We start from the raw sequence: 18,062 nt of genomic DNA on the forward strand, positions 1-18,062 counted from the left end.
TAAATCGGGTTTTTTAGCTTATTTCCCAATAATATTTTTAAATTCATAGATAAATTTTTGCTTAAAATAACGTGAAAAGTCACGAAAAACATCATTTGAGTGATAAAAGTGATAAAGATCAGATCTTTGCTGATTGTCATCAAAGTTTCATAATAAATGTGTTTAAATATGTCTAATTAGTCTATCTCATTTCACTTGTTGTGGAGTAAAACACTTTGAGCCTAAATAATCCTGTATTAGGACACCATATTTCTTCACAATTTAATGAGGATTTACAGGCTGTAAATACTAAATTTATGACCATGGGTGGTTTAGTTGAACAACAAGTGGGAAATGCCATTCATGCTTTGTTAGATACCAATGCCAATTTAGCCATCGATGTTCAATTTCAAGATAATGCCGTCAATCAATATGAACGAGAAATTGATGAAGCATTAACATTGATTTTGGCACGTCGCCATCCTGCTGCAATTGATTTGCGTATGGTAATCGCGATGAGTAAAGCCAATACTGATCTTGAGCGTATTGGTGATGAAGCAGCAAAAATAGCACGTATTGCACAAACATTATGTGAAGAAGGTGAATCACCACGTGGTTATATGGAAACACGCCATATTGGTAATCAAGTTCGTGTGATGATTCATGATGCACTCGATGCTTTTGCGCGTATTGATGCAGAACAAGCTTTAAAAGTGCTATTGGCAGATGCTGATATTGATCGTGAATATCAGTCAGCAACACGTACATTGATGACCTATATGATTGAAGATCCAAGACATATTAGTCGAGTCATTAATGTGATGTGGGTCTTACGTTCTTTGGAGCGTATAGGTGATCATGCACGAAACATTTCTGAGCAAGTGATTTATATGGCAAAAGGTTATGATGTGCGTCATACCAATATCGAAGAAATTGAAGAAAAAGTACAAGGTAAATAAATTTTTAAGTTGAGTACGACTGTACACAAGCTCTAGAACGTTCTAGAGCTTTTTTTATGTAAATATCAAATGAAATATATTTTATGCATAAAAAAATTCCTAGATTTTGGGGGAAATCTAGGAATAAAATCGAAATATTCTGGAGAATATTTACACTAATGTTGCTGTCTTGGGGAAAATAGTTTCATTAGCTGATGTAGTTATTCTATGCAAAAATAATGAAACAGTCATGATATATCCTGTGTGTTCCATGTAAAATTGCATTTCATCATGTAATTAAATTGGCTAAATTTACTTTACAGTTATATTTTATAATTTGTTTTTTTATAAATATTATTAAAAATGAAGTACTTATTTTCTTTAAAAAGAAAACTTGCATTTACTTAATAATAAAAAAATATTTGAATGTTATTTAATTAATTGTTTTATATATATTAATTTTTTATTTGAAGTTTTTTTTTGAATGAAATTTTCTTCAGACAGCTTCAATATTAAAAGTGTGTACAGTTGAGTTGTATTAAAAAAAGGAGTCTTTTTAGACCCCTTCTTTGTATTGAAAACTACACGCTTCGCGTGTCTTGCAGCAAAATAAGGCTTCGCCTTATTTTTCTTCAGGCTTTAGACCTTCCGCTTTTTCCAATGATTCATCATTGTTCAAGAACTTCTCACGTTGTTCTTCTAAGAACTTCTTTGCATCAGGTTCAAACACATTTAAACGCTTTTCATTGATCAGCGTCGTTTGATGTTTTAACCATTCTTGCCAAGCTTGTTTAGACACAGTATCAAATAATTCTTGACCCTTTGCACCAGGAAATGGTGCAAAATCTAAACCTTCTAACTCTTTTTGATATTTACGGCAAAGTACTTGTCGAGTCATATCAATCATCTCCAATATGAGCGTTGCAATTATGCATAAAGTTTTTCTAAACGTGTATAAGCGCGTTCAATCGCAGCTTCAACCTGTGCAGGTGCAGTACCACCAATATGATTACGTGCATTGACAGATGCTTCTAAAGTTAATGCTTTTTCAAAGACATCAGCTTGGATCAAGTCGGAGAATTGCTGTAATTGCTCAAGTGTTAATTCAGATAAGTCCTTAGACTCTTGAACACCTAAAGCGACTGCTTTACCCACAATTTCATGTGCATCACGGAATGCAACGCCATTTTTCACCAAATAATCTGCAAGGTCAGTTGCTGTAGAGAAACCACGTAAAGCTGCTTCACGCATGATTTCAATATTTGGAACCAAAGCAGGGATCATATCAGCAAATGCCATCAGTGAACCACGCACAGTATCAATCGCATCAAACAAAGGCTCTTTGTCTTCTTGGTTGTCTTTGTTGTATGCCAATGGTTGACCTTTCATGAGTGTTAAAAGACTCATCAAATCACCATAAACACGACCCGTTTTACCACGGATCAACTCAGGCACATCTGGGTTTTTCTTTTGTGGCATGATCGAAGAACCTGTACAGAAACGATCAGGAATATTCACAAATTTAAATTGTGCAGAAGTCCATAAAATCATTTCTTCTGACATGCGTGACAAATGCATCATGATGAGTGATGCAGCAGCATTAAACTCAATACCAAAGTCACGGTCAGACACCGCATCAAGTGAGTTTTCAGCAACAGCTTCAAAACCTAAAAGCTCAGCCGTATAAGCACGATCGATTGGGTAAGTTGTCCCTGCAAGTGCAGCAGAACCCAAAGGCATACGATTGGTGCGTTTACGGCAGTCAATCAGACGCTCTGAATCACGTACTAACATTTCAAACCATGCCATTAAATGGTGACCAAAAGTCACAGGCTGTGCAGTTTGTAAATGGGTGAAACCAGGCATAATGGTATTGGTGTTTTTAGCAGCAAGGCTCAAAATACCTTTTTGTAATTTTTCGAGTAATTGTAAAATTGCATCAATTTCATCACGAACATAAAGGCGAATATCGGTTGCAACTTGGTCATTACGACTACGACCCGTGTGTAGTTTTTTACCTGTAATTCCAATGCGTTGAGTCAAGCGTGACTCAATATTCATGTGCACATCTTCTAAATCGATGCGCCATTCGAAGTTACCTGCCTCAATTTCAGCTTTAATGGTGTTCAAACCATTGATAATGTCATCACGTTCTTGTTCTGTTAGTACGCCAACTTTTGCTAACATAGTGGCATGTGCGATTGAGCCAGCAATATCTTGTTTATAAAAGCGTTGGTCAAATTGAACAGATGCAGTAAATTCAGCAACAAAGGCATCAGTAGCTTCAGAGAAACGACCGCCCCACATACCCGATGTTTGGGCTTGTGACGGATTTGAGGAATTAGAAGATGTGGTCATGTCGGCTCATTTTAAAAAAAGCAGTAGAACTAAAAAGAGTATAGCAAATTCAAGCTTACTTTCCGCAGCGCAGTAACATGAATCTGGTTTAAATATGCAAAATGCCCTAAATCGCTCACATTTTTTTAGTAAAATCAGTCATTGGCAGTATTTTTTTGAATTATTTATTGCGAGTAATGTTCTCGCATTGCTTTTAGCTTTAGCCGAAGCACAGTCATGGTCAAACTTGCAATTTGGTCATGTCATACAATATATTTTGTATATTAATTGGGTGCTCTTAGCTTTTACAGCTTGGGTCGATATTTTCCAAAATAAACTCAAAAAATATACAGACGTTCAAGCCATGATTTTTGGTTTTATTTTATTAGAAGTCATAGTCTTGGTGACGACATGTGTTTTGAATGTCATTTTCCATTGGGGATTTAATTTTTCTTTTAAAAATTTAAATACAAATATTGTTTTTGAAAATGTCAGTTTGCATTTGAGCTATGGTGCATTATTAGGGGCTTTTTGCTTGCGTTATATTTATATGCGTGGGCAATGGTTTAAGCAGCAAAATAGTGAATTAAACGCACGTGTACAAGCGATGCAGGCACGTATTCATCCTCATTTTTTATTTAATAGTTTAAATAGTGTGGTAAGTTTAATTAGTCTAGATCCTGACAAAGCTGAACAAATGTTGATTGATTTGTCTAAGCTTTTTCGTGTGAGTATGCAAGAACTTAAATTGGTGACATTGGCAGAAGAAATCGAATTATCTAAAAAATATATCAGTATTGAAAAAATTCGACTGGGAGATCGTTTAAATGTGGAATGGAATATTCAACAACCTGAACTCTTGCATAAGGTCAAAATTCCTTTACTGACCTTACAGCCACTGATAGAAAATAGTATTTTTCATGGCGTTGAGAAAAAACATATCAATGCTAAAATAGGTATACTGGTTGAAATATTGCAAAATCAAGTCACTATAGTCATTACTAACCCATTTATACAGGATAGAATAAATTTAAGAGAAGGACATGGTATTGCATTAGAAAATGTCAAACAGCGTTTAAAAGCTCATTTTGGAACTTCTGTTCAATTTCGAAGTTTTGCAGGTGATGAGCGGTTTACTACATTACTACAGTACCATTATAAGTAATACAGAAGACATTAAAATAATGATGATGTGATAAGGAGGGAGAATGGACATCCTAATTTGTGATGATGAGCCACTCGCGGTTGAGCGATTATCACGATTAGTATCGCAATTGGGGCATCATGTTATTGCAACTGCACAACATGGGCAGGAAGCTTTAGAGCTTGCAGAACTTTATATGCCTGATGTTGTTTTATTGGATATTCAAATGCCAGAAATGGATGGTTTGGAGTGTGCTCGACATTTAAGTCAACTTGAGCCTATGCCAGCAGTTATTTTTTGCACAGCATATGATGAGCATGCATTACAAGCGATCCGATCGCAAGCAAAAGGATATTTGTTAAAACCTATAGCAAAAGAAGACTTAGAGACAGTATTAGCGAGTTTAACCAAGTTAACTCAAGCCCAAATGACTAACCTAGAAAAAAAAGAACTCATGGAAGAAAAAGTGCAAAGACAGCAAATTGCTGCAAAAACTTATCGTGGTTTAGAATTGATTCCGCTTGAAAATATTTATTACTTTTTAGCCGATCAAAAATATGTCACAGTGCGCCATAAACATGGCAGTGTATTGATTGATGAAACTTTGAAGGATTTAGAACAAGAATTTTCAGATAAGTTTATTCGTATTCATCGTAATGCACTCATTTCTCTAGACTATTTGGATGGTCTAGAAATGGTTGCTTCTGGGCAATATCAAGTGCGTTGTCGTGAATTAGATGAAAAACTTGCTGTAAGTCGTCGCCACTTACCAAGTTTAAGAGAGCGTATGCAAAACTTATAAGCAGTTTAACATCACATTTGATGATAATTTGCTTGCATTTTCAGAACAGCAGGTTAAGTTTAGAGTGTTTAAACGTTTGGCAAAGCTGAAATGATGAAAACCCTGAAAATAGCGACAAGACAAAGCCCACTTGCAATGTGGCAAGCGGAACATATTCGTGATCGCTTAGAGCAATTGCATCCACAAGTGAAGGTGGAGTTGGTTACGTTTGTCACTCAAGGTGACAAAATTTTAGATACTCCTTTGGCAAAAATTGGCGGTAAAGGCTTATTTGTTAAAGAGTTAGAGGCGGCTTTGTTGGATGGTCGTGCGGATTTAGCAGTACATTCAATGAAAGATGTACCTATGCACTTACCTGAAGGTTTAGAACTTGCTGTAATTTGTGAGCGAGAAGACCCATTCGATGCTTTTGTATCTAACCAATATGAAAAATTCGAAGACTTACCACAAGGTGCAAAACTTGGAACTTCGAGTTTACGTCGTAAATGCCAAGTACTAAAACAGCGTCCTGATCTAGATGTCATTGATTTACGGGGTAATGTGGGTACACGTTTATCTAAGTTAGATGCGGGTCAATACGATGCGATTATTTTGGCAAGTTCAGGTTTAAAGCGCTTAGGTTTACATGAGCGTATTCGCCATACACTTGACGCTCAAGTGAGTTTACCTGCTGTCGGGCAAGGTGCTCTAGGTTTAGAGTGTCGCTCAAACGACCAAGAAATTTTAGATTTAATAATGCCTTTGATGCATCAAGAAACGGATGTGTGTGTACGTGCTGAGCGCGCTTTTAATGCCTATTTAGAAGGTGGCTGCCAAGTGCCAATTGCAGGTTATGCCACACTAGAAGGTCAGACGATTTCTTTAGAAGGACGTGTCGGTAGTCCTGATGGTCAAACGTTATTGATACAGCAAGTTCAAGGGACAACAGCCCAAGCTGAAGAGCTAGGAGTAACTTTGGCTAAAGCTTTGCTCGATTTAGGCGCAGGCGATTTGCTTAAAGCGCTTTATCAAGATTAATGCAATTTATTAATACTCGACCTGTAGAGCGTGCTCAGACATTAACACAATGTTTGAGACAGACAGGAATAGACGTGGTGGAGCTACCCTTGTTAGAGTTGGTGGCTCGTCCATTTTCTGTGCAGTTACAAGCGCTGTATAGTCAACTATTCGATACGCAAGTGATTGTGGTGGTTAGCCCTACAGCAGTACAGTTAGGGATGAAGTATTTACAAGAAAGTGGCATAAAATTATCTCAACTACAACATATAAAATGGGTTGCTGTTGGACAAACAACGGCTCAGTTGTTACAAACATATGGCTGTGAGAGTTTAGTGCCTGAAGTGGAAACTTCTGAAGGTATGCTGAGTTTAGCTATTTTTAACAATAATAAAAACTTAAAAAAGATTGCATTTTGGCGTGGTGAAGGTGGTCGTCAATTTATGATGCAACAATGTGTTTCGGATCAGCTTGAAGTACTCAATTTTGTATTATATGAACGTCAGCTACCTCAAAAAACATTTATAGAATATCAAAGATTTATGCATTCTTATCAGCATAATCAGACTTATATAAATTGTATCAGCAGTGAAGCGAGTTGGTTGAATTGGTTGCTACTCAATCAGCAAAATTTTGAACTGATTAATCAATGTCATTATTTAGTTTTGGGCGAACGTTTGTATCAAATTTTACAAGAATATAAGAAAAAAAATGCAATGTGCTTTAATATCAGCATACTTGAAAGTCTAAAAGCGAGTACTGTTTTGCAGCATGTGACAGAATTACAAAGGAATGTATGAAGAAGTTTATCTCTCTCTTGTTCATTATCATGTTGGCATGGCTAATAAAATTAAGCTATGACTTCTATCATGTTTCTCAGCAGCTCACCGAAATTCAAAGTAATTTACATCAAAGTGAGCAAAAGAATGCAGCTTTAAATGATCAAGTGGTGGCACTACAGCGTACGCCTGAAATGAATCATAGTATGCCTGCGAAAAATGTACAAAAGAATGCCGTTGTCAAAGAAACAACGATTCATCATATTCAGCCTTCGGCAATGATTAAACAACATTTGGAATTAGTCAAATTTGCCTTGCAGCAGCAACAATTTGTTTTTGCTTTAGATCAACTGATTCATTTAAATCAGAGTATTGAAAAATATGATTTAGCGGACACCTTAAAGACCAGTTTGCATCAAGCGATTCAGCAAGATATGCAGAGTATTCAAAAGTTTATCCAAGCAAGACATGCACAACAAGAACAATTAAATGATGCTTTACAGCAAGTTGATCAAGCAATACAAAGCGAAATAAAACATTCAAATTTAACTCCAGCCAAACAAAATACCGAATATTTTTGGCAGCGTTGGTTTCAAATCAAACGTGTTGATGAGCAAAGCACAGCATTAATTAGCCGCAAGCTTATTTTAAAAGAAACCCAGTTACGTATTTTGTCAGCACAACAAGCCTTAGGGCGTGGGGAATATGCTGAATATCAAAATATTTTAAATTTGGTGATTCAACAATTGGATCAATTACCTGATGCAAATAGTGAAAAATTAAAGCAGCAGTTGATTAAAATTAAACAAATGCCAATTTTAACAATTCCAAAACTCAACACCGCAACAGTGCTGGGGTAGTGCATGAAGCAAATACTATGGGTTTATGGCTTAATCGCATTGATTACTTTAGCTTTGCTGAGTGTATTAAGTTATCGCTCAGGAGCGGGTTATATTTATGTATATTGGAATAATATTCAAATTCAAACTAATGTTTGGATTTTAGTTTATTTTTTTGTGGCTTTGAGTTTTTTAGGTCATAGTGCTTGGTACATTTTAAAACGGTATTTTAATCAAGAGCGCCGCAAAATAGAAACGACTTTTAGTTTTAATCGTTTACATCCTTATGAGCAATTAGGTGTGATTTGGTTATTAGAAGGCGCACAAGAAAAAAAAGATTTTGTACAAGAAGTTTTTAATCAGTCAGGTTTGTTAAAACAAATTATTCAAGCACGGCTGTTATTTTCTCAGCAACATTATGCAGAAGCTTTAAATATATTAGAAAGTAGTTCTACATCGGCTTTTGAATTGGCTGAAATACAACGTATTGAGATTTATTTAGCACAAAATCAAGCACAACAAGCATTAACACATTTAGAGTTTTTAAATGGACATGAGTTATCTCCTTGGTTGAATCAAGTCAGTCAAGCTTATAAAAATAAATTACAAGTATTGTGGGGAGAGTTTGCAATTCAATTTCCTTTTCAATATTTGCATTCAACTCAATTTGGACAGTTATTAACTTTAGACACAAAACAAAAATGGTTAACTGCACTTTTAAGCCAGCTTGATACAGCAAGTTTAGAAGAGCATGAGCTTGTTCAAAAACGTTATTTAAATATAGAAAATCATTTAGATGTATTGCCGTATGAAATAAAAGTTTTATGGTTAAAACTATTAACGCATTATCCTGAAATGAGTCAGCAGCATCAGCATTTAGCCTTGCAATTATTAAATGAAAAATTTGATCAAGATGTATTTTATTTGCTATTTCAGCAGCATTTATTACGTCAAAACCCAGATTATGATGCGATAGAACAGCAAATAGAAACTTTAGAAAAGAAATACTTAGGAATACCTGTATTTACTTTTGCAAAATGGCATATTTATAATGCAACAGGAAAAACACAACAAGCAGAACAGCTCCTGTCTTTATATCCCGATGATGCATTAATGAATTATTTGAGAATTAAATCAACATTGAAGGGGAATGATGAGTTGATTATGCAATTAAATTCTATTTTTGAAAATGATGCAAACTTTGTTAAATTTAAAATTTAAGGCTTAATAATGAATCAGTTCTCTGAATACCCAGTCATTTATAAACAAAATGTTGCATGGGGAGATATGGATGCATTTGGGCATGTAAATAATGTTCAATATTATCGTTATATAGAAAGTGCGCGTATTGCTTATTTTGATGCACTTCAGGTATTTACTGAAGATGCTTTAACTGTTGTGGCATCAAGTCAATGTAAATATTTAAAGCCTGTTTTTTATCCAGATCAATTAATCATTTATACGCGTATAGATGAAATGCGAAATAGTGCAATTCGCATGCATTATATTTTATGGAGCGAACAGCAAAATCAAGTCGTTGCTGAGGGAGAAGCTGTTGTCGTATTTGTTGATAAAATTGAGATGAAAAAAATGAATATACCAACAGTTTTAAGAGAAAGAATAATTAATTTAGAGAATAGCGTACAACATGATTTAAAATAGAATGATTTTTCATGTAATGAAAAGTTATTTTTTATACTTAAACAGTATTTGATTTTTTAAATACTTTAAAATGTTTTTAAGAATTATACTGTTTAATTCTTTATGCTATAAATTAAGCCCTTAATATTATATATTTTTGTTTTTTTATGTGAATATCATGGGGTTTTACTATTGCTAATCAATAATATTAAAAATATTATAATGGCGAAATGTTTTAAAAAATTATTTAAGAATTAACAACGGAGTTAATATGATGCAGGATATTAGTGGTCTTTCAGTAGAAGAGTTAGAGCGTTTAACAGCGCAAGCTGAAGCATTGATTGAATCAAAAAAAGATCAAAAGATCGAAGATGCTTATAATAAAATTATGGAAATTGCTGAAGCTGTTGGTCTAACTTTAGAACAGTTCATTGAGTATGGTTCACATAAACGTAAAAAAACCACGCGTAAAGCAGTAGAGCCACGTTATCGTAATAAAAACAATGCTTCAGACACTTGGACAGGGCGTGGTAAACAACCTCGTTGGTTGGTTGCTGAAATTGAAAAAGGCGCTAAATTAGAAGATTTCTTGATCTAACCTTCATCTAAGTGTCATTCAAAGTCCCTAAAATTTAAAAACCAAGCAAAACTGCTTGGTTTTTTTATCAGAGTCAATTGGAGATATTCAAAAATTATGCATAATGTGTAGTTTGCGCATCATCTTGCATGGAAGAATAAATGAATATGTTGGTATGGCTAGATGAATAAAAAATCAAAACAGATAACATGGTGGATTGTTGGCGTTGTTGCCTTTTTAATTTTTGTTTTATTGCAAGTTCCAGCGACATGGTTGATTTCAAAATTTTATAAAAATAATCAAACTTTACAAAATGTCAGTGGCAATATTTGGCAAGGACAAGCAGATTGGCACAAAGATAATCTACGTGGTTCAGTGACATGGCGCACTCGACCATTTGATTTAATTTTATTACGTGCTGGGGCAAACGTCGAAATCCATAGTGGACAGACCCAATTAGCAGGTGTTGTGGCTTATGGTTTAGGGCAGCGTTTGACTGTTAAAAATATGACAGGACAAATTGCGCCTGAAACACTAAAAACAATAGTCGATTGGCAATGGCCGACAAATGCAATTCAACTCAAAGATGTTGGTTTTAAATTTAAAAAAGATGCAGGCTTTAGTGAAAGTGATGGTCAGTTACAGTGGGCAGGTGGTGAGCTGATTTATACCTATGCACAACGCCAAGACCGCATGAATATGCCTTCTCTGAATGGTCAATTAAAAGATGAATCAGGCAAGCTTATTTTTGATATTCAAGATCAGCGTAGCCAAAAAATGGTCAATATCACCTTAGACCCAAGCATGATGTTAGATGTGCAACTTACTCAGCGCTTTTTGCTAAATGTACCTTCTTATGATGGTAAAGCAGGACTAGATACGTATGTCATTAGTAGTCGTCAGCCCTTATTACAAGGAGGGTCATAACGATGAATATACAAGAGCGCTTAGAACAAATTTCTTGGAAAAAATTAGATAAACTTGCACCTGTTGTTTTGTTATTACTTATTTTAGCCTTATGCTGGAAATTAGCTGCAATGTTTTGGTGGACGATTGCCCCACCACAAACCATGCAACCAGAAAATGTACAATTAGGATCGCAACAACCACAAGTACCTAATATTTCAAGTTTTGCATTGTTTTATGAGGCAAATAAAGCTGATTCTCAGGTAGATGAAAGCATTGCAATGCAATTGCAAGGTGTAGTTGTTGGTTATCCAAGTAGAAACTCATCGGCTGTCATTAAAATTAATGAAACAGCAGATCGTTTTATTGTTGGGCAAAACATTGAAAATAGTGGTTATCAACTTTCTGAAGTTTATTGGGATCGAGTGGTTTTACGACAAGCAAATGGCGCGACACGTGAGTTAAAATTTGCAAGTTTAGGAAATTTATATCAACCGATAGAGCCAAACCAAACGGGTTCATCGAATATTCCTCCTGCGCAAGTTGCACCAGAAATGTCCCAAGAAGCAGCGCAACCAAACAATAGTCAAACGGCTCTGAGTCAAGCAATTGAAAAAATGAGTCAAGACAAAGACCAATATTTAAAAAATCTGGGTGTAAATACTCAAGGTGGTCAGGGCTATGAAGTGACTGATCAAACGCCACCCGCGTTAAGGAATAAACTTGGACTCCGCTCAGGTGATCGCATTATTTCACTGAATGGACAAACAGTAGGTCAAGGACAAAGTGATATACAACTGTTAGAACAAGCAAAACGTGACGGTAAAGTAAGAATTGAAATTAAGCGTGGTGATCAGGTGATGACCATTCAGCAAAGTTTGTAAGTGATGAGAGCTACAAATAAAATTAGGAAAGATAATAAGTTATGGCTTTTTTGAATCATCGACCAGTTTGGGCACTCGTTGCAGCAGCTCCTTTAATGACGGTTATTAGTACAGCAACCTATGCACAGACATGGAAAATTAATTTACGTGATGCTGATTTAACAGCTTTTATTAATGAAGTTGCCGATATTACAGGTAAAAATTTTGCTGTTGATCCCCGTGTGCGTGGCAATGTAACCGTGATTTCAAATAAGCCACTCAATAAAAATGAAGTATATGACTTATTTTTAGGTGTTTTAAATGTAAATGGCGTGGTGGCGATTCCCTCTGGAAATTCGATACGTTTAGTTCCAGACAGTAATGTGCGAAGTTCAGGTGTTGCTTATGATCCACGTAATAATGCACGTGGTGATCAGGTCGTAACACGCGTAATTTGGCTAGAAAATACCAATCCAAATGATTTAATTCCTGCTTTGCGCCCACTCATGCCTCAATTTGCACATATGGCAGCAATTCAGGGAACCAATGCCCTGATTGTTTCTGACCGTGCTGCGAATATTTATCAGCTTGAAACGATTATTCGTAATTTAGATGGTACGGGTCAAAATGATATTGAGGCGATCACATTACAGTCAAGCCAAGCTGAAGAAATCATTACGCTATTAGACTCTATGGCTGCAACAGGCGCATCAAAGGACTTTGCAGGTTCACGAGTCAGAATTATTGCGGATAAGCGTACCAATCGTATTTTGCTTAAAGGTGATCCAACGTCACGTAAACGTTTACGTCAAATGGTAGAAATGTTAGATGTACCATCGGCAGATCGTTTGGGTGGCTTAAAAGTCTTTAAATTAAAATACGCAAGTGCTAAAAATTTATCAGAAATTTTACAAGGCTTAGTGACTGGACAGGCGGTTAATTCAACCTCAAATAACAGTAGTTCAAGCACCAGTAATAATTCAATGAGTAGTTTAATCAATAATAACTCAAATACTTCAAGCAGTTCGAGTAACTCCTCAGCTTCAGGTTCTTCAATTAATTTAAGTGGTAATTCATCTAATAATAATCAAGATAATATCACCAGTTTTAATGCCAATGGGGTCAGTATTATTGCTGATAGCTCACAAAATGCATTAGTCGTGAAAGCTGACCCACAATTAATGCGTGAAATAGATGCTGCAATTCAGCAACTTGATGTGCGTCGCCAACAAGTTTTAATTGAAGCAACAATTATCGAGGTCGAGGGAAACGATACAGATCAATTGGGTGTGCAATGGGCAATGGGCGATCTAAGTAGTGGTATAGGCTTGATGAGTTTTGACAATATTGGTTCAAGTTTATCCAAGATTGCTGCAGGTTATTTAACAGGCGGTGCAGCGGGTGCAGCGGGTGCATTGGGGAGTTCTGGTACTTCTTTGGTTTTAGGTGATTATAAAGAAGGGGCGAATGGCTCTCGTAGATTATATGGTGCTTTGATTCAAGCATTAAAAGATCGCACAAAATCAAACTTACTGTCTACGCCTTCTATTTTAACGATGGATAACGAAGAAGCTTATATTGTTGTGGGTCAAAATGTACCTTTTGTCACAGGTTCAGTATCTACAACGGGTGGTACAGCCAACCCATATACTTCTATTGAGCGTAAAGATGTGGGTGTAACCCTTAAAGTGATTCCGCATATTGGTGAGGGTGGCTCTATTCGCCTTGAGGTGGAGCAAGAAGTTTCTGCTGTGGCTGATAAAGGTCAAGCACAAGATCTTGTGACAAGCAAACGCTCAATAAAAACCTCAGTATTGGCGGATCATGGTCAAACTGTGGTTTTGGGAGGGTTAATTTCTGACGACACTGTACACTCACGTCAATCTGTACCATTTTTGGGAGATATTCCTGGTTTAGGGCGTTTATTTAGGTCAGATGGTAAATCGAATGTTAAGCGTAATCTTTTAGTATTTATTCATCCAACTATTGTCAGTGATAGTGGTGATATGCGTAGAGTGGGTCAGCAACGTTATGACCAACTATATAGTTTACAATTGGCAATGGATAAAGATGGTAATTTTGCCAAATTGCCTGCCAATGTCGATGACGTTTTTCAACAGCGTTTGCCTTTAACCTCTAACCCACAAAATCAGCCAAAAATTATTCAGCCTACTGTACAAAACTATCAGCAAGTGCCTTCAGGTGGTCAAAACCAAGTGATTACAACACCAATGGCAGTGGATGAACCTGCGATTCAGAAAAAATCAGTAAATTAAAATTTGGGTGCATATTCCTTATATGTTGAAAAATGGTTTTTACAGACAAAGCGTTAAAATTATTAAAAACTGATTTTGACATGTTAATATGCTTTCGAATCAGAATGAGAAGATCATCATGACTTGGAAATTAAAGGCAATAACCGCAGAACTTGGCGAAAATGAAATCTCAATTGACCGAGATATGCTTGTTGGTCGTCATCAAGATGCAGATATTTTATTGCAATCGGCAGAGATTTCTCGTCGACACGCAGCTTTTTTAATAAAAGATGATGCACTTTGGGTTCAAGATTTAAAATCATCGAATGGTACATTTGTAAATGATATCCGTGTTGATGATCAAAAATTACTGAAAGATAATGATGTTGTGCAATTTGCCAGTATTAAGTTTCACGTTTATGCCTCGGAAGCACAGCCACAACAGGCAGAAAAAGTTTCTGAACCAGTAGAATCTCCTGCTGTTGAGCAAAAAGAGACTGTAATCGTGCAACCTGCTGAAGCAATCGCGACATCTGAGATTGAAAAAACAATAGATGTTGTGAAAGAAAAAACACCTGCAGAGCAAATGAGTGAGCAGGGAATGCCTGAGCTATCTGCACGTGATGCAGGTGTGCAATTAACCCGTGATGGTATGCCAACCAGTGTGGGTGTACCAAAACCTGCACCTATTCCACAAGGGATTGATGTTCATGCTCAACCAGAGCCTGCACCAGTTGCTATTCCAGAAACTCAATCAGTTGCAGATCAGCAGACAGAAGAAAAGAAAAATGCTTCGGTTGGATTGTTTACGATTATTACTTTGGTGATTTTGGCGGTTATTGCTTGGCTATTCTTTAAATAAGCCTTGTTTGCACCTACAATCAAGGCATGCCACTCGCATGCCTTTGTTTTATGTGTTTTAAATGATAAATGATCAAAGTTAATGATAAAGAGGGAAGTCATGAATGTAGCAAAACTGGATCAGCGTGACCTGATTTTATTTGATTTGGATGGAACATTGGTCGATTCGGCATTTGATTTATATCGTGCCATGAATTTAAGCCTTGCTCGTTTAAATTTACCTCAAGTGACTGAAGCACAGGTTCGTGTCTGGATTGGTAAAGGCACGGCATTATTCTGTGAAAGCACATTGAAATATTTAAAAGGTGAGGTCGATCCCGAACTGCATCAACAATTATTAAGTACATTTTTAGAAATTTATAATGCTGAACCTTGTGTGGATACACGACCATTTCAGGGCATTCTTGAGTTTTTGGATTGGGGCATTGCAAATGATAAGAAATTAATTTGTGTGACCAATAAACCCGAACAACCTGCACGAAAAATTTTACAAGAATTGAAAATGGATCATTATTTTGTTGACGTAATTGGTGGAGATCGTTTCGAAAAACGTAAGCCCGATCCAATTCAGTTAAATTATTGTGTTGAACACTATCAATCTTCCATTGAAAAAACTTTAATGATTGGTGACTCAAGCAATGATGTGGAAGCCGCACGTCGTGCTGAGATTGATTGTATTGTGGTCAGCTATGGCTATAATCACGGTGAAGATATTCAGCTTTGTCAACCGCAGCAAGTGGTGGATGATCTGACTGAATTGTTGGCTTAATTTGAATATATTGAAATCATTGCGAAAAAGGAACAGGAATGAACAGTAAGTGTGTTTTTCGATGGCGTCACTAAGTCAACTTTTAAAAACTTAGCTTAATCGAAAATAAAGAGATTCCTTATGACAACTGCAATGCAATTTGAACAACTGAAAAATACCGGTTATAACCTGATCCCGGTTTATCGCCAGCGTCTTGCCGATACAGATACGCCACTGTCGGTTTTTGCACGTTTAAAAGACCACAAACAGGCTTATCTATTTGAGTCTGTAGAGGGTGGGGAGAATTGGGCGCGCTATTCCATTATTGGTTTGGGTGAGTCGACTGTTTTTTCCTGCAATGAAGGGCAACTGACAATTCAGGCGGCAGATGGCAGTCTGAGTACACAACACTGCGCTGACCCTTTTCAATATATTCGTGATTTTCAGGCACAATTCAAAGTTCCGCCACATGCACTTACACCTGACTTGCCACAGTTTACAGGTGGTTTGGTGGGCTATTTTGGTTATGACTCAGTACGCTATATCGAACCACGACTGAAAAATGTACCTGAAGCAGATCCAGTCGGTTTACCTGACCTTTGGATGATGCTGTCCAAAACAGTGATTGTTTTTGATAATTTAAAAGATACGCTGTTTTTGATTGTACATGCTGATGTTAATAATGCGGACGCTTATCATCAGGCTCAGCAGCAACTCGATGAATTAGAGGCGCTATTGGCAACACCGATTAGTTTACAAGCGCATAAGCATACTGCACCACATTTTGAATCATTGACAGGTAAAGAAAACTATCTGGCATCGATTGAAACGGTGAAAGAATACATTCGGGCAGGAGATGTGATGCAGGTGGTACCTGGGCATCGTATGGTGTCTGATTTTGATGGTGAAGCTTTGCAGGTCTATCGTGCTTTACGTCATTTGAATCCTTCACCATATTTGTTCTTGGTGCAAGGGCAAACCCTGACCGATCAAAAACCGTTTCATATTGTCGGTTCATCACCTGAAATTCTTTCTCGTCTTGAAAATGGCATTGCAACAGTGCGTCCATTGGCAGGCACACGACCACGTGGCAAAACCAAAGAAGAAGATTTGGCACTTGAAAAAGATTTATTGTCCGATGAAAAAGAAATTGCTGAACATTTAATGCTGATCGATTTGGGGCGTAATGATATTGGTCGTGTTTCTAAAATTGGTAAAGTGCAAGTGACTGATCAAATGGTGATCGAGCGTTATTCACATGTCATGCACATAGTTTCCAATGTTCAAGGTGAAGTATTGGATGATATTGATGCATTGGATGTTTTTAAGGCAACTTTCCCAGCAGGAACCCTTTCTGGTGCGCCAAAAATTCGTGCTATGGAAATTATTGACGAAGTTGAACCTGTAAAACGTGGAATTTTTGGTGGTGCTGTTGGTTATTTAGGCTGGCATGGTGAAATGGACATGTCAATTGCGATTCGAACCTGTGTAATTCGTGAAAATAAGGTTTATGTTCAGGCTGGAGCAGGTCTAGTTTATGACTCAAATCCTGAATCTGAGTGGAATGAAACCCAAATAAAAGCTCGCGCAGTGATCAAAGCGGTTGAATTATCATCAAATGGATTGATTTTATAGGTTTTTAACGATTTTTTTTAAAAAAACACTTGCAAGGTTTTGAGTTTTTGCTAAACTGCACACCGTTCCGATACGAAACGTACGAAACACTAAGAAACGCCGGCATAGCTCAGTTGGTAGAGCAACTGACTTGTAATCAGTAGGTCCACAGTTCGAATCCGTGTGCCGGCACCATCTTAAGGTTGTAGGTTAAAGTAGTAAAGGTTCAACACTGAAAGTAAGTGTAAAGGTGGGATTCCCGAGCGGTCAAAGGGAGCAGACTGTAACTCTGCCACGAAAGTTTCGAAGGTTCGAATCCTTCTCCCACCACCATTAACTTCGATTGAAGTGGTTAATTACCAACATTAAGCGGGAGTAGCTCAGTTGGTAGAGCGGTAGCCTTCCAAGCTACATGTCGCGAGTTCGACCCTCGTCTCCCGCTCCATCGAAGATGATTGCTCTTATAGCTCAGTGGTAGAGCACTCCCTTGGTAAGGGAGAGGTCTCGAGTTCAAATCTCGATAAGAGCTCCAGATACAGTTTAGTAGAGTAATCTACACCAGTTATTAAAAAGCAGGCTTATTAGTCTGCTTTTCAAGTATTAGGTGTCTAATTTTTTAGATGATTGTCGATGCTGAGTTGTTTAACTCGTGTTCGGCATAAACGAGGAAGAACAAATGGCTAAGGCTAAGTTTGAACGTAATAAGCCACACGTAAACGTGGGCACAATTGGTCACGTTGACCATGGTAAAACAACTTTAACTGCTGCGATTGCAACTGTATG

The 18,062-nt window shown here is 36.9% G+C and carries 18 protein-coding genes and 4 tRNA genes; 20 read left to right on the plus strand and 2 right to left on the minus strand.

The genetic code is table 11. The annotated features are described in order from the left end of the window. Positions 1 to 215 precede the first annotated feature (215 nt). Entirely contained in the window at positions 216 to 938 is a 723-nt protein-coding gene (gene phoU / locus HX124_RS13030) for a phosphate signaling complex protein PhoU (RefSeq protein WP_107008510.1), read from the plus strand. A 601-nt stretch (positions 939 to 1,539) separates the two neighbouring features. Here phoU and HX124_RS13035 read toward each other — a convergent pair. Both HX124_RS13035 and argH read right to left on the minus strand, forming a co-directional pair. Beyond that, a complete protein-coding gene (locus HX124_RS13035; protein WP_107008559.1) occupies positions 1,540 to 1,815 on the minus strand; it encodes an oxidative damage protection protein in 276 nt (91 codons plus the stop codon). Positions 1,816 to 1,844: 29 nt separating this feature from the next. Beyond that, entirely contained in the window at positions 1,845 to 3,275 is a 1,431-nt protein-coding gene (gene argH, locus HX124_RS13040) for an argininosuccinate lyase (protein ID WP_286378316.1), read from the minus strand. A gap of 94 nt (positions 3,276 to 3,369) precedes the next feature. On the opposite strand from argH, the gene HX124_RS13045 reads away from it, so the two are divergent. The 19 genes from HX124_RS13045 to HX124_RS13135 all read left to right on the plus strand — a co-directional run. Next, a complete protein-coding gene (locus HX124_RS13045; RefSeq protein ID WP_286383324.1) occupies positions 3,370 to 4,419 on the plus strand; it encodes a sensor histidine kinase in 1,050 nt (349 codons plus the stop codon). Between the two features lie 43 nt (positions 4,420 to 4,462). Then, positions 4,463 to 5,200 (plus strand): LytR/AlgR family response regulator transcription factor, encoded by a 738-nt coding sequence (locus HX124_RS13050; RefSeq protein ID WP_107008509.1) that lies wholly within the window; start codon positions 4,463 to 4,465, stop codon positions 5,198 to 5,200. Between the two features lie 93 nt (positions 5,201 to 5,293). Then, on the plus strand, positions 5,294 to 6,217 hold the full coding sequence (gene hemC / locus HX124_RS13055) for a hydroxymethylbilane synthase (protein ID WP_107008556.1): 924 nt from the start codon (positions 5,294 to 5,296) through the stop codon (positions 6,215 to 6,217). Next, positions 6,217 to 6,996, plus strand: a complete 780-nt coding sequence (locus tag HX124_RS13060) for a uroporphyrinogen-III synthase (RefSeq protein WP_286383323.1) — start codon at positions 6,217 to 6,219, stop codon at positions 6,994 to 6,996. Before hemC ends, HX124_RS13060 begins: the two co-directional genes overlap by 1 nt. Next, entirely contained in the window at positions 6,993 to 7,835 is an 843-nt protein-coding gene (locus tag HX124_RS13065) for a hypothetical protein (RefSeq protein WP_286383322.1), read from the plus strand. Before HX124_RS13060 ends, HX124_RS13065 begins: the two co-directional genes overlap by 4 nt. 3 nt (positions 7,836 to 7,838) lie before the next feature. Further along, positions 7,839 to 9,035 carry an SPFH domain-containing protein gene (locus HX124_RS13070; RefSeq protein WP_286383321.1) on the plus strand — a complete coding sequence of 399 codons (1,197 nt, stop codon included), beginning with the start codon at positions 7,839 to 7,841 and terminating at the stop codon, positions 9,033 to 9,035. Between the two features lie 9 nt (positions 9,036 to 9,044). Continuing rightward, complete coding sequence (locus HX124_RS13075; protein WP_286383320.1) at positions 9,045 to 9,476, plus strand: acyl-CoA thioesterase; 432 nt, start codon at positions 9,045 to 9,047, stop codon at positions 9,474 to 9,476. A gap of 250 nt (positions 9,477 to 9,726) precedes the next feature. Beyond that, positions 9,727 to 10,053 carry an H-NS histone family protein gene (locus HX124_RS13080; RefSeq protein WP_107008504.1) on the plus strand — a complete coding sequence of 109 codons (327 nt, stop codon included), beginning with the start codon at positions 9,727 to 9,729 and terminating at the stop codon, positions 10,051 to 10,053. 162 nt (positions 10,054 to 10,215) lie between these two features. Then, a complete protein-coding gene (gspN, locus tag HX124_RS13085) occupies positions 10,216 to 10,959 on the plus strand; it encodes a type II secretion system protein N (RefSeq protein WP_107008503.1) in 744 nt (247 codons plus the stop codon). A gap of 2 nt (positions 10,960 to 10,961) precedes the next feature. Further along, positions 10,962 to 11,822: a type II secretion system protein N gene (locus HX124_RS13090; RefSeq protein WP_286383319.1), complete on the plus strand. Its 861-nt coding sequence runs from the start codon at positions 10,962 to 10,964 to the stop codon at positions 11,820 to 11,822. Positions 11,823 to 11,863: 41 nt separating this feature from the next. Continuing rightward, the gene (gspD, locus tag HX124_RS13095; RefSeq protein WP_286383318.1) at positions 11,864 to 14,077 is read left to right on the plus strand and encodes a type II secretion system secretin GspD; all 2,214 of its coding nucleotides are present in this window, start codon (positions 11,864 to 11,866) and stop codon (positions 14,075 to 14,077) included. Positions 14,078 to 14,195: 118 nt separating this feature from the next. Further along, positions 14,196 to 14,918, plus strand: coding sequence for an FHA domain-containing protein (locus HX124_RS13100; RefSeq protein ID WP_286383317.1), 723 nt, complete (start codon positions 14,196 to 14,198; stop codon positions 14,916 to 14,918). A 99-nt stretch (positions 14,919 to 15,017) separates the two neighbouring features. After that, positions 15,018 to 15,686 carry an HAD-IA family hydrolase gene (locus HX124_RS13105; RefSeq protein ID WP_286383316.1) on the plus strand — a complete coding sequence of 223 codons (669 nt, stop codon included), beginning with the start codon at positions 15,018 to 15,020 and terminating at the stop codon, positions 15,684 to 15,686. A 120-nt stretch (positions 15,687 to 15,806) separates the two neighbouring features. Next, complete coding sequence (gene trpE, locus HX124_RS13110; protein WP_286383315.1) at positions 15,807 to 17,300, plus strand: anthranilate synthase component I; 1,494 nt, start codon at positions 15,807 to 15,809, stop codon at positions 17,298 to 17,300. A gap of 98 nt (positions 17,301 to 17,398) precedes the next feature. Further along, a tRNA-Thr gene (locus tag HX124_RS13115) sits at positions 17,399 to 17,474 on the plus strand. A gap of 54 nt (positions 17,475 to 17,528) precedes the next feature. Beyond that, positions 17,529 to 17,612, plus strand: a tRNA-Tyr gene (locus tag HX124_RS13120). Positions 17,613 to 17,648: 36 nt separating this feature from the next. Then, a tRNA-Gly gene (locus HX124_RS13125) sits at positions 17,649 to 17,724 on the plus strand. Between the two features lie 12 nt (positions 17,725 to 17,736). Beyond that, a tRNA-Thr gene (locus HX124_RS13130) sits at positions 17,737 to 17,811 on the plus strand. Positions 17,812 to 17,955: 144 nt separating this feature from the next. Then, positions 17,956 to 18,062: GTP-binding protein (locus HX124_RS13135; protein ID WP_087553676.1), on the plus strand; the 107-nt coding region annotated here is incomplete at its 3' end.

It is taken from the genome of Acinetobacter sp. 226-1, from assembly GCF_030329325.1.
GTDB classification, from domain to species: domain Bacteria; phylum Pseudomonadota; class Gammaproteobacteria; order Pseudomonadales; family Moraxellaceae; genus Acinetobacter; species Acinetobacter sichuanensis.

What these genes read in the sequence shown, in the direction of transcription:
- HX124_RS13070 (WP_286383321.1), top strand. Translation starts at nt 7,839, where the DNA reads ATGAAGCAAATACTATGGGTTTATGGCTTAATCGCATTGATTACTTTA.
- HX124_RS13075 (WP_286383320.1), top strand. Translation starts at nt 9,045, where the DNA reads ATGAATCAGTTCTCTGAATACCCAGTCATTTATAAACAAAATGTTGCA.
- HX124_RS13050 (WP_107008509.1), top strand. Translation starts at nt 4,463, where the DNA reads ATGGACATCCTAATTTGTGATGATGAGCCACTCGCGGTTGAGCGATTA.
- argH (WP_286378316.1), bottom strand. Translation starts at nt 3,275, where the DNA reads ATGACCACATCTTCTAATTCCTCAAATCCGTCACAAGCCCAAACATCG.
- HX124_RS13035 (WP_107008559.1), bottom strand. Translation starts at nt 1,815, where the DNA reads ATGACTCGACAAGTACTTTGCCGTAAATATCAAAAAGAGTTAGAAGGT.
- HX124_RS13100 (WP_286383317.1), top strand. Translation starts at nt 14,196, where the DNA reads ATGACTTGGAAATTAAAGGCAATAACCGCAGAACTTGGCGAAAATGAA.
- gspD (WP_286383318.1), top strand. Translation starts at nt 11,864, where the DNA reads ATGGCTTTTTTGAATCATCGACCAGTTTGGGCACTCGTTGCAGCAGCT.
- HX124_RS13065 (WP_286383322.1), top strand. Translation starts at nt 6,993, where the DNA reads ATGAAGAAGTTTATCTCTCTCTTGTTCATTATCATGTTGGCATGGCTA.
- gspN (WP_107008503.1), top strand. Translation starts at nt 10,216, where the DNA reads ATGAATAAAAAATCAAAACAGATAACATGGTGGATTGTTGGCGTTGTT.
- hemC (WP_107008556.1), top strand. Translation starts at nt 5,294, where the DNA reads ATGAAAACCCTGAAAATAGCGACAAGACAAAGCCCACTTGCAATGTGG.
- HX124_RS13060 (WP_286383323.1), top strand. Translation starts at nt 6,217, where the DNA reads ATGCAATTTATTAATACTCGACCTGTAGAGCGTGCTCAGACATTAACA.
- HX124_RS13090 (WP_286383319.1), top strand. Translation starts at nt 10,962, where the DNA reads ATGAATATACAAGAGCGCTTAGAACAAATTTCTTGGAAAAAATTAGAT.
- HX124_RS13080 (WP_107008504.1), top strand. Translation starts at nt 9,727, where the DNA reads ATGATGCAGGATATTAGTGGTCTTTCAGTAGAAGAGTTAGAGCGTTTA.
- HX124_RS13045 (WP_286383324.1), top strand. Translation starts at nt 3,370, where the DNA reads ATGCAAAATGCCCTAAATCGCTCACATTTTTTTAGTAAAATCAGTCAT.
- trpE (WP_286383315.1), top strand. Translation starts at nt 15,807, where the DNA reads ATGACAACTGCAATGCAATTTGAACAACTGAAAAATACCGGTTATAAC.
- HX124_RS13105 (WP_286383316.1), top strand. Translation starts at nt 15,018, where the DNA reads ATGAATGTAGCAAAACTGGATCAGCGTGACCTGATTTTATTTGATTTG.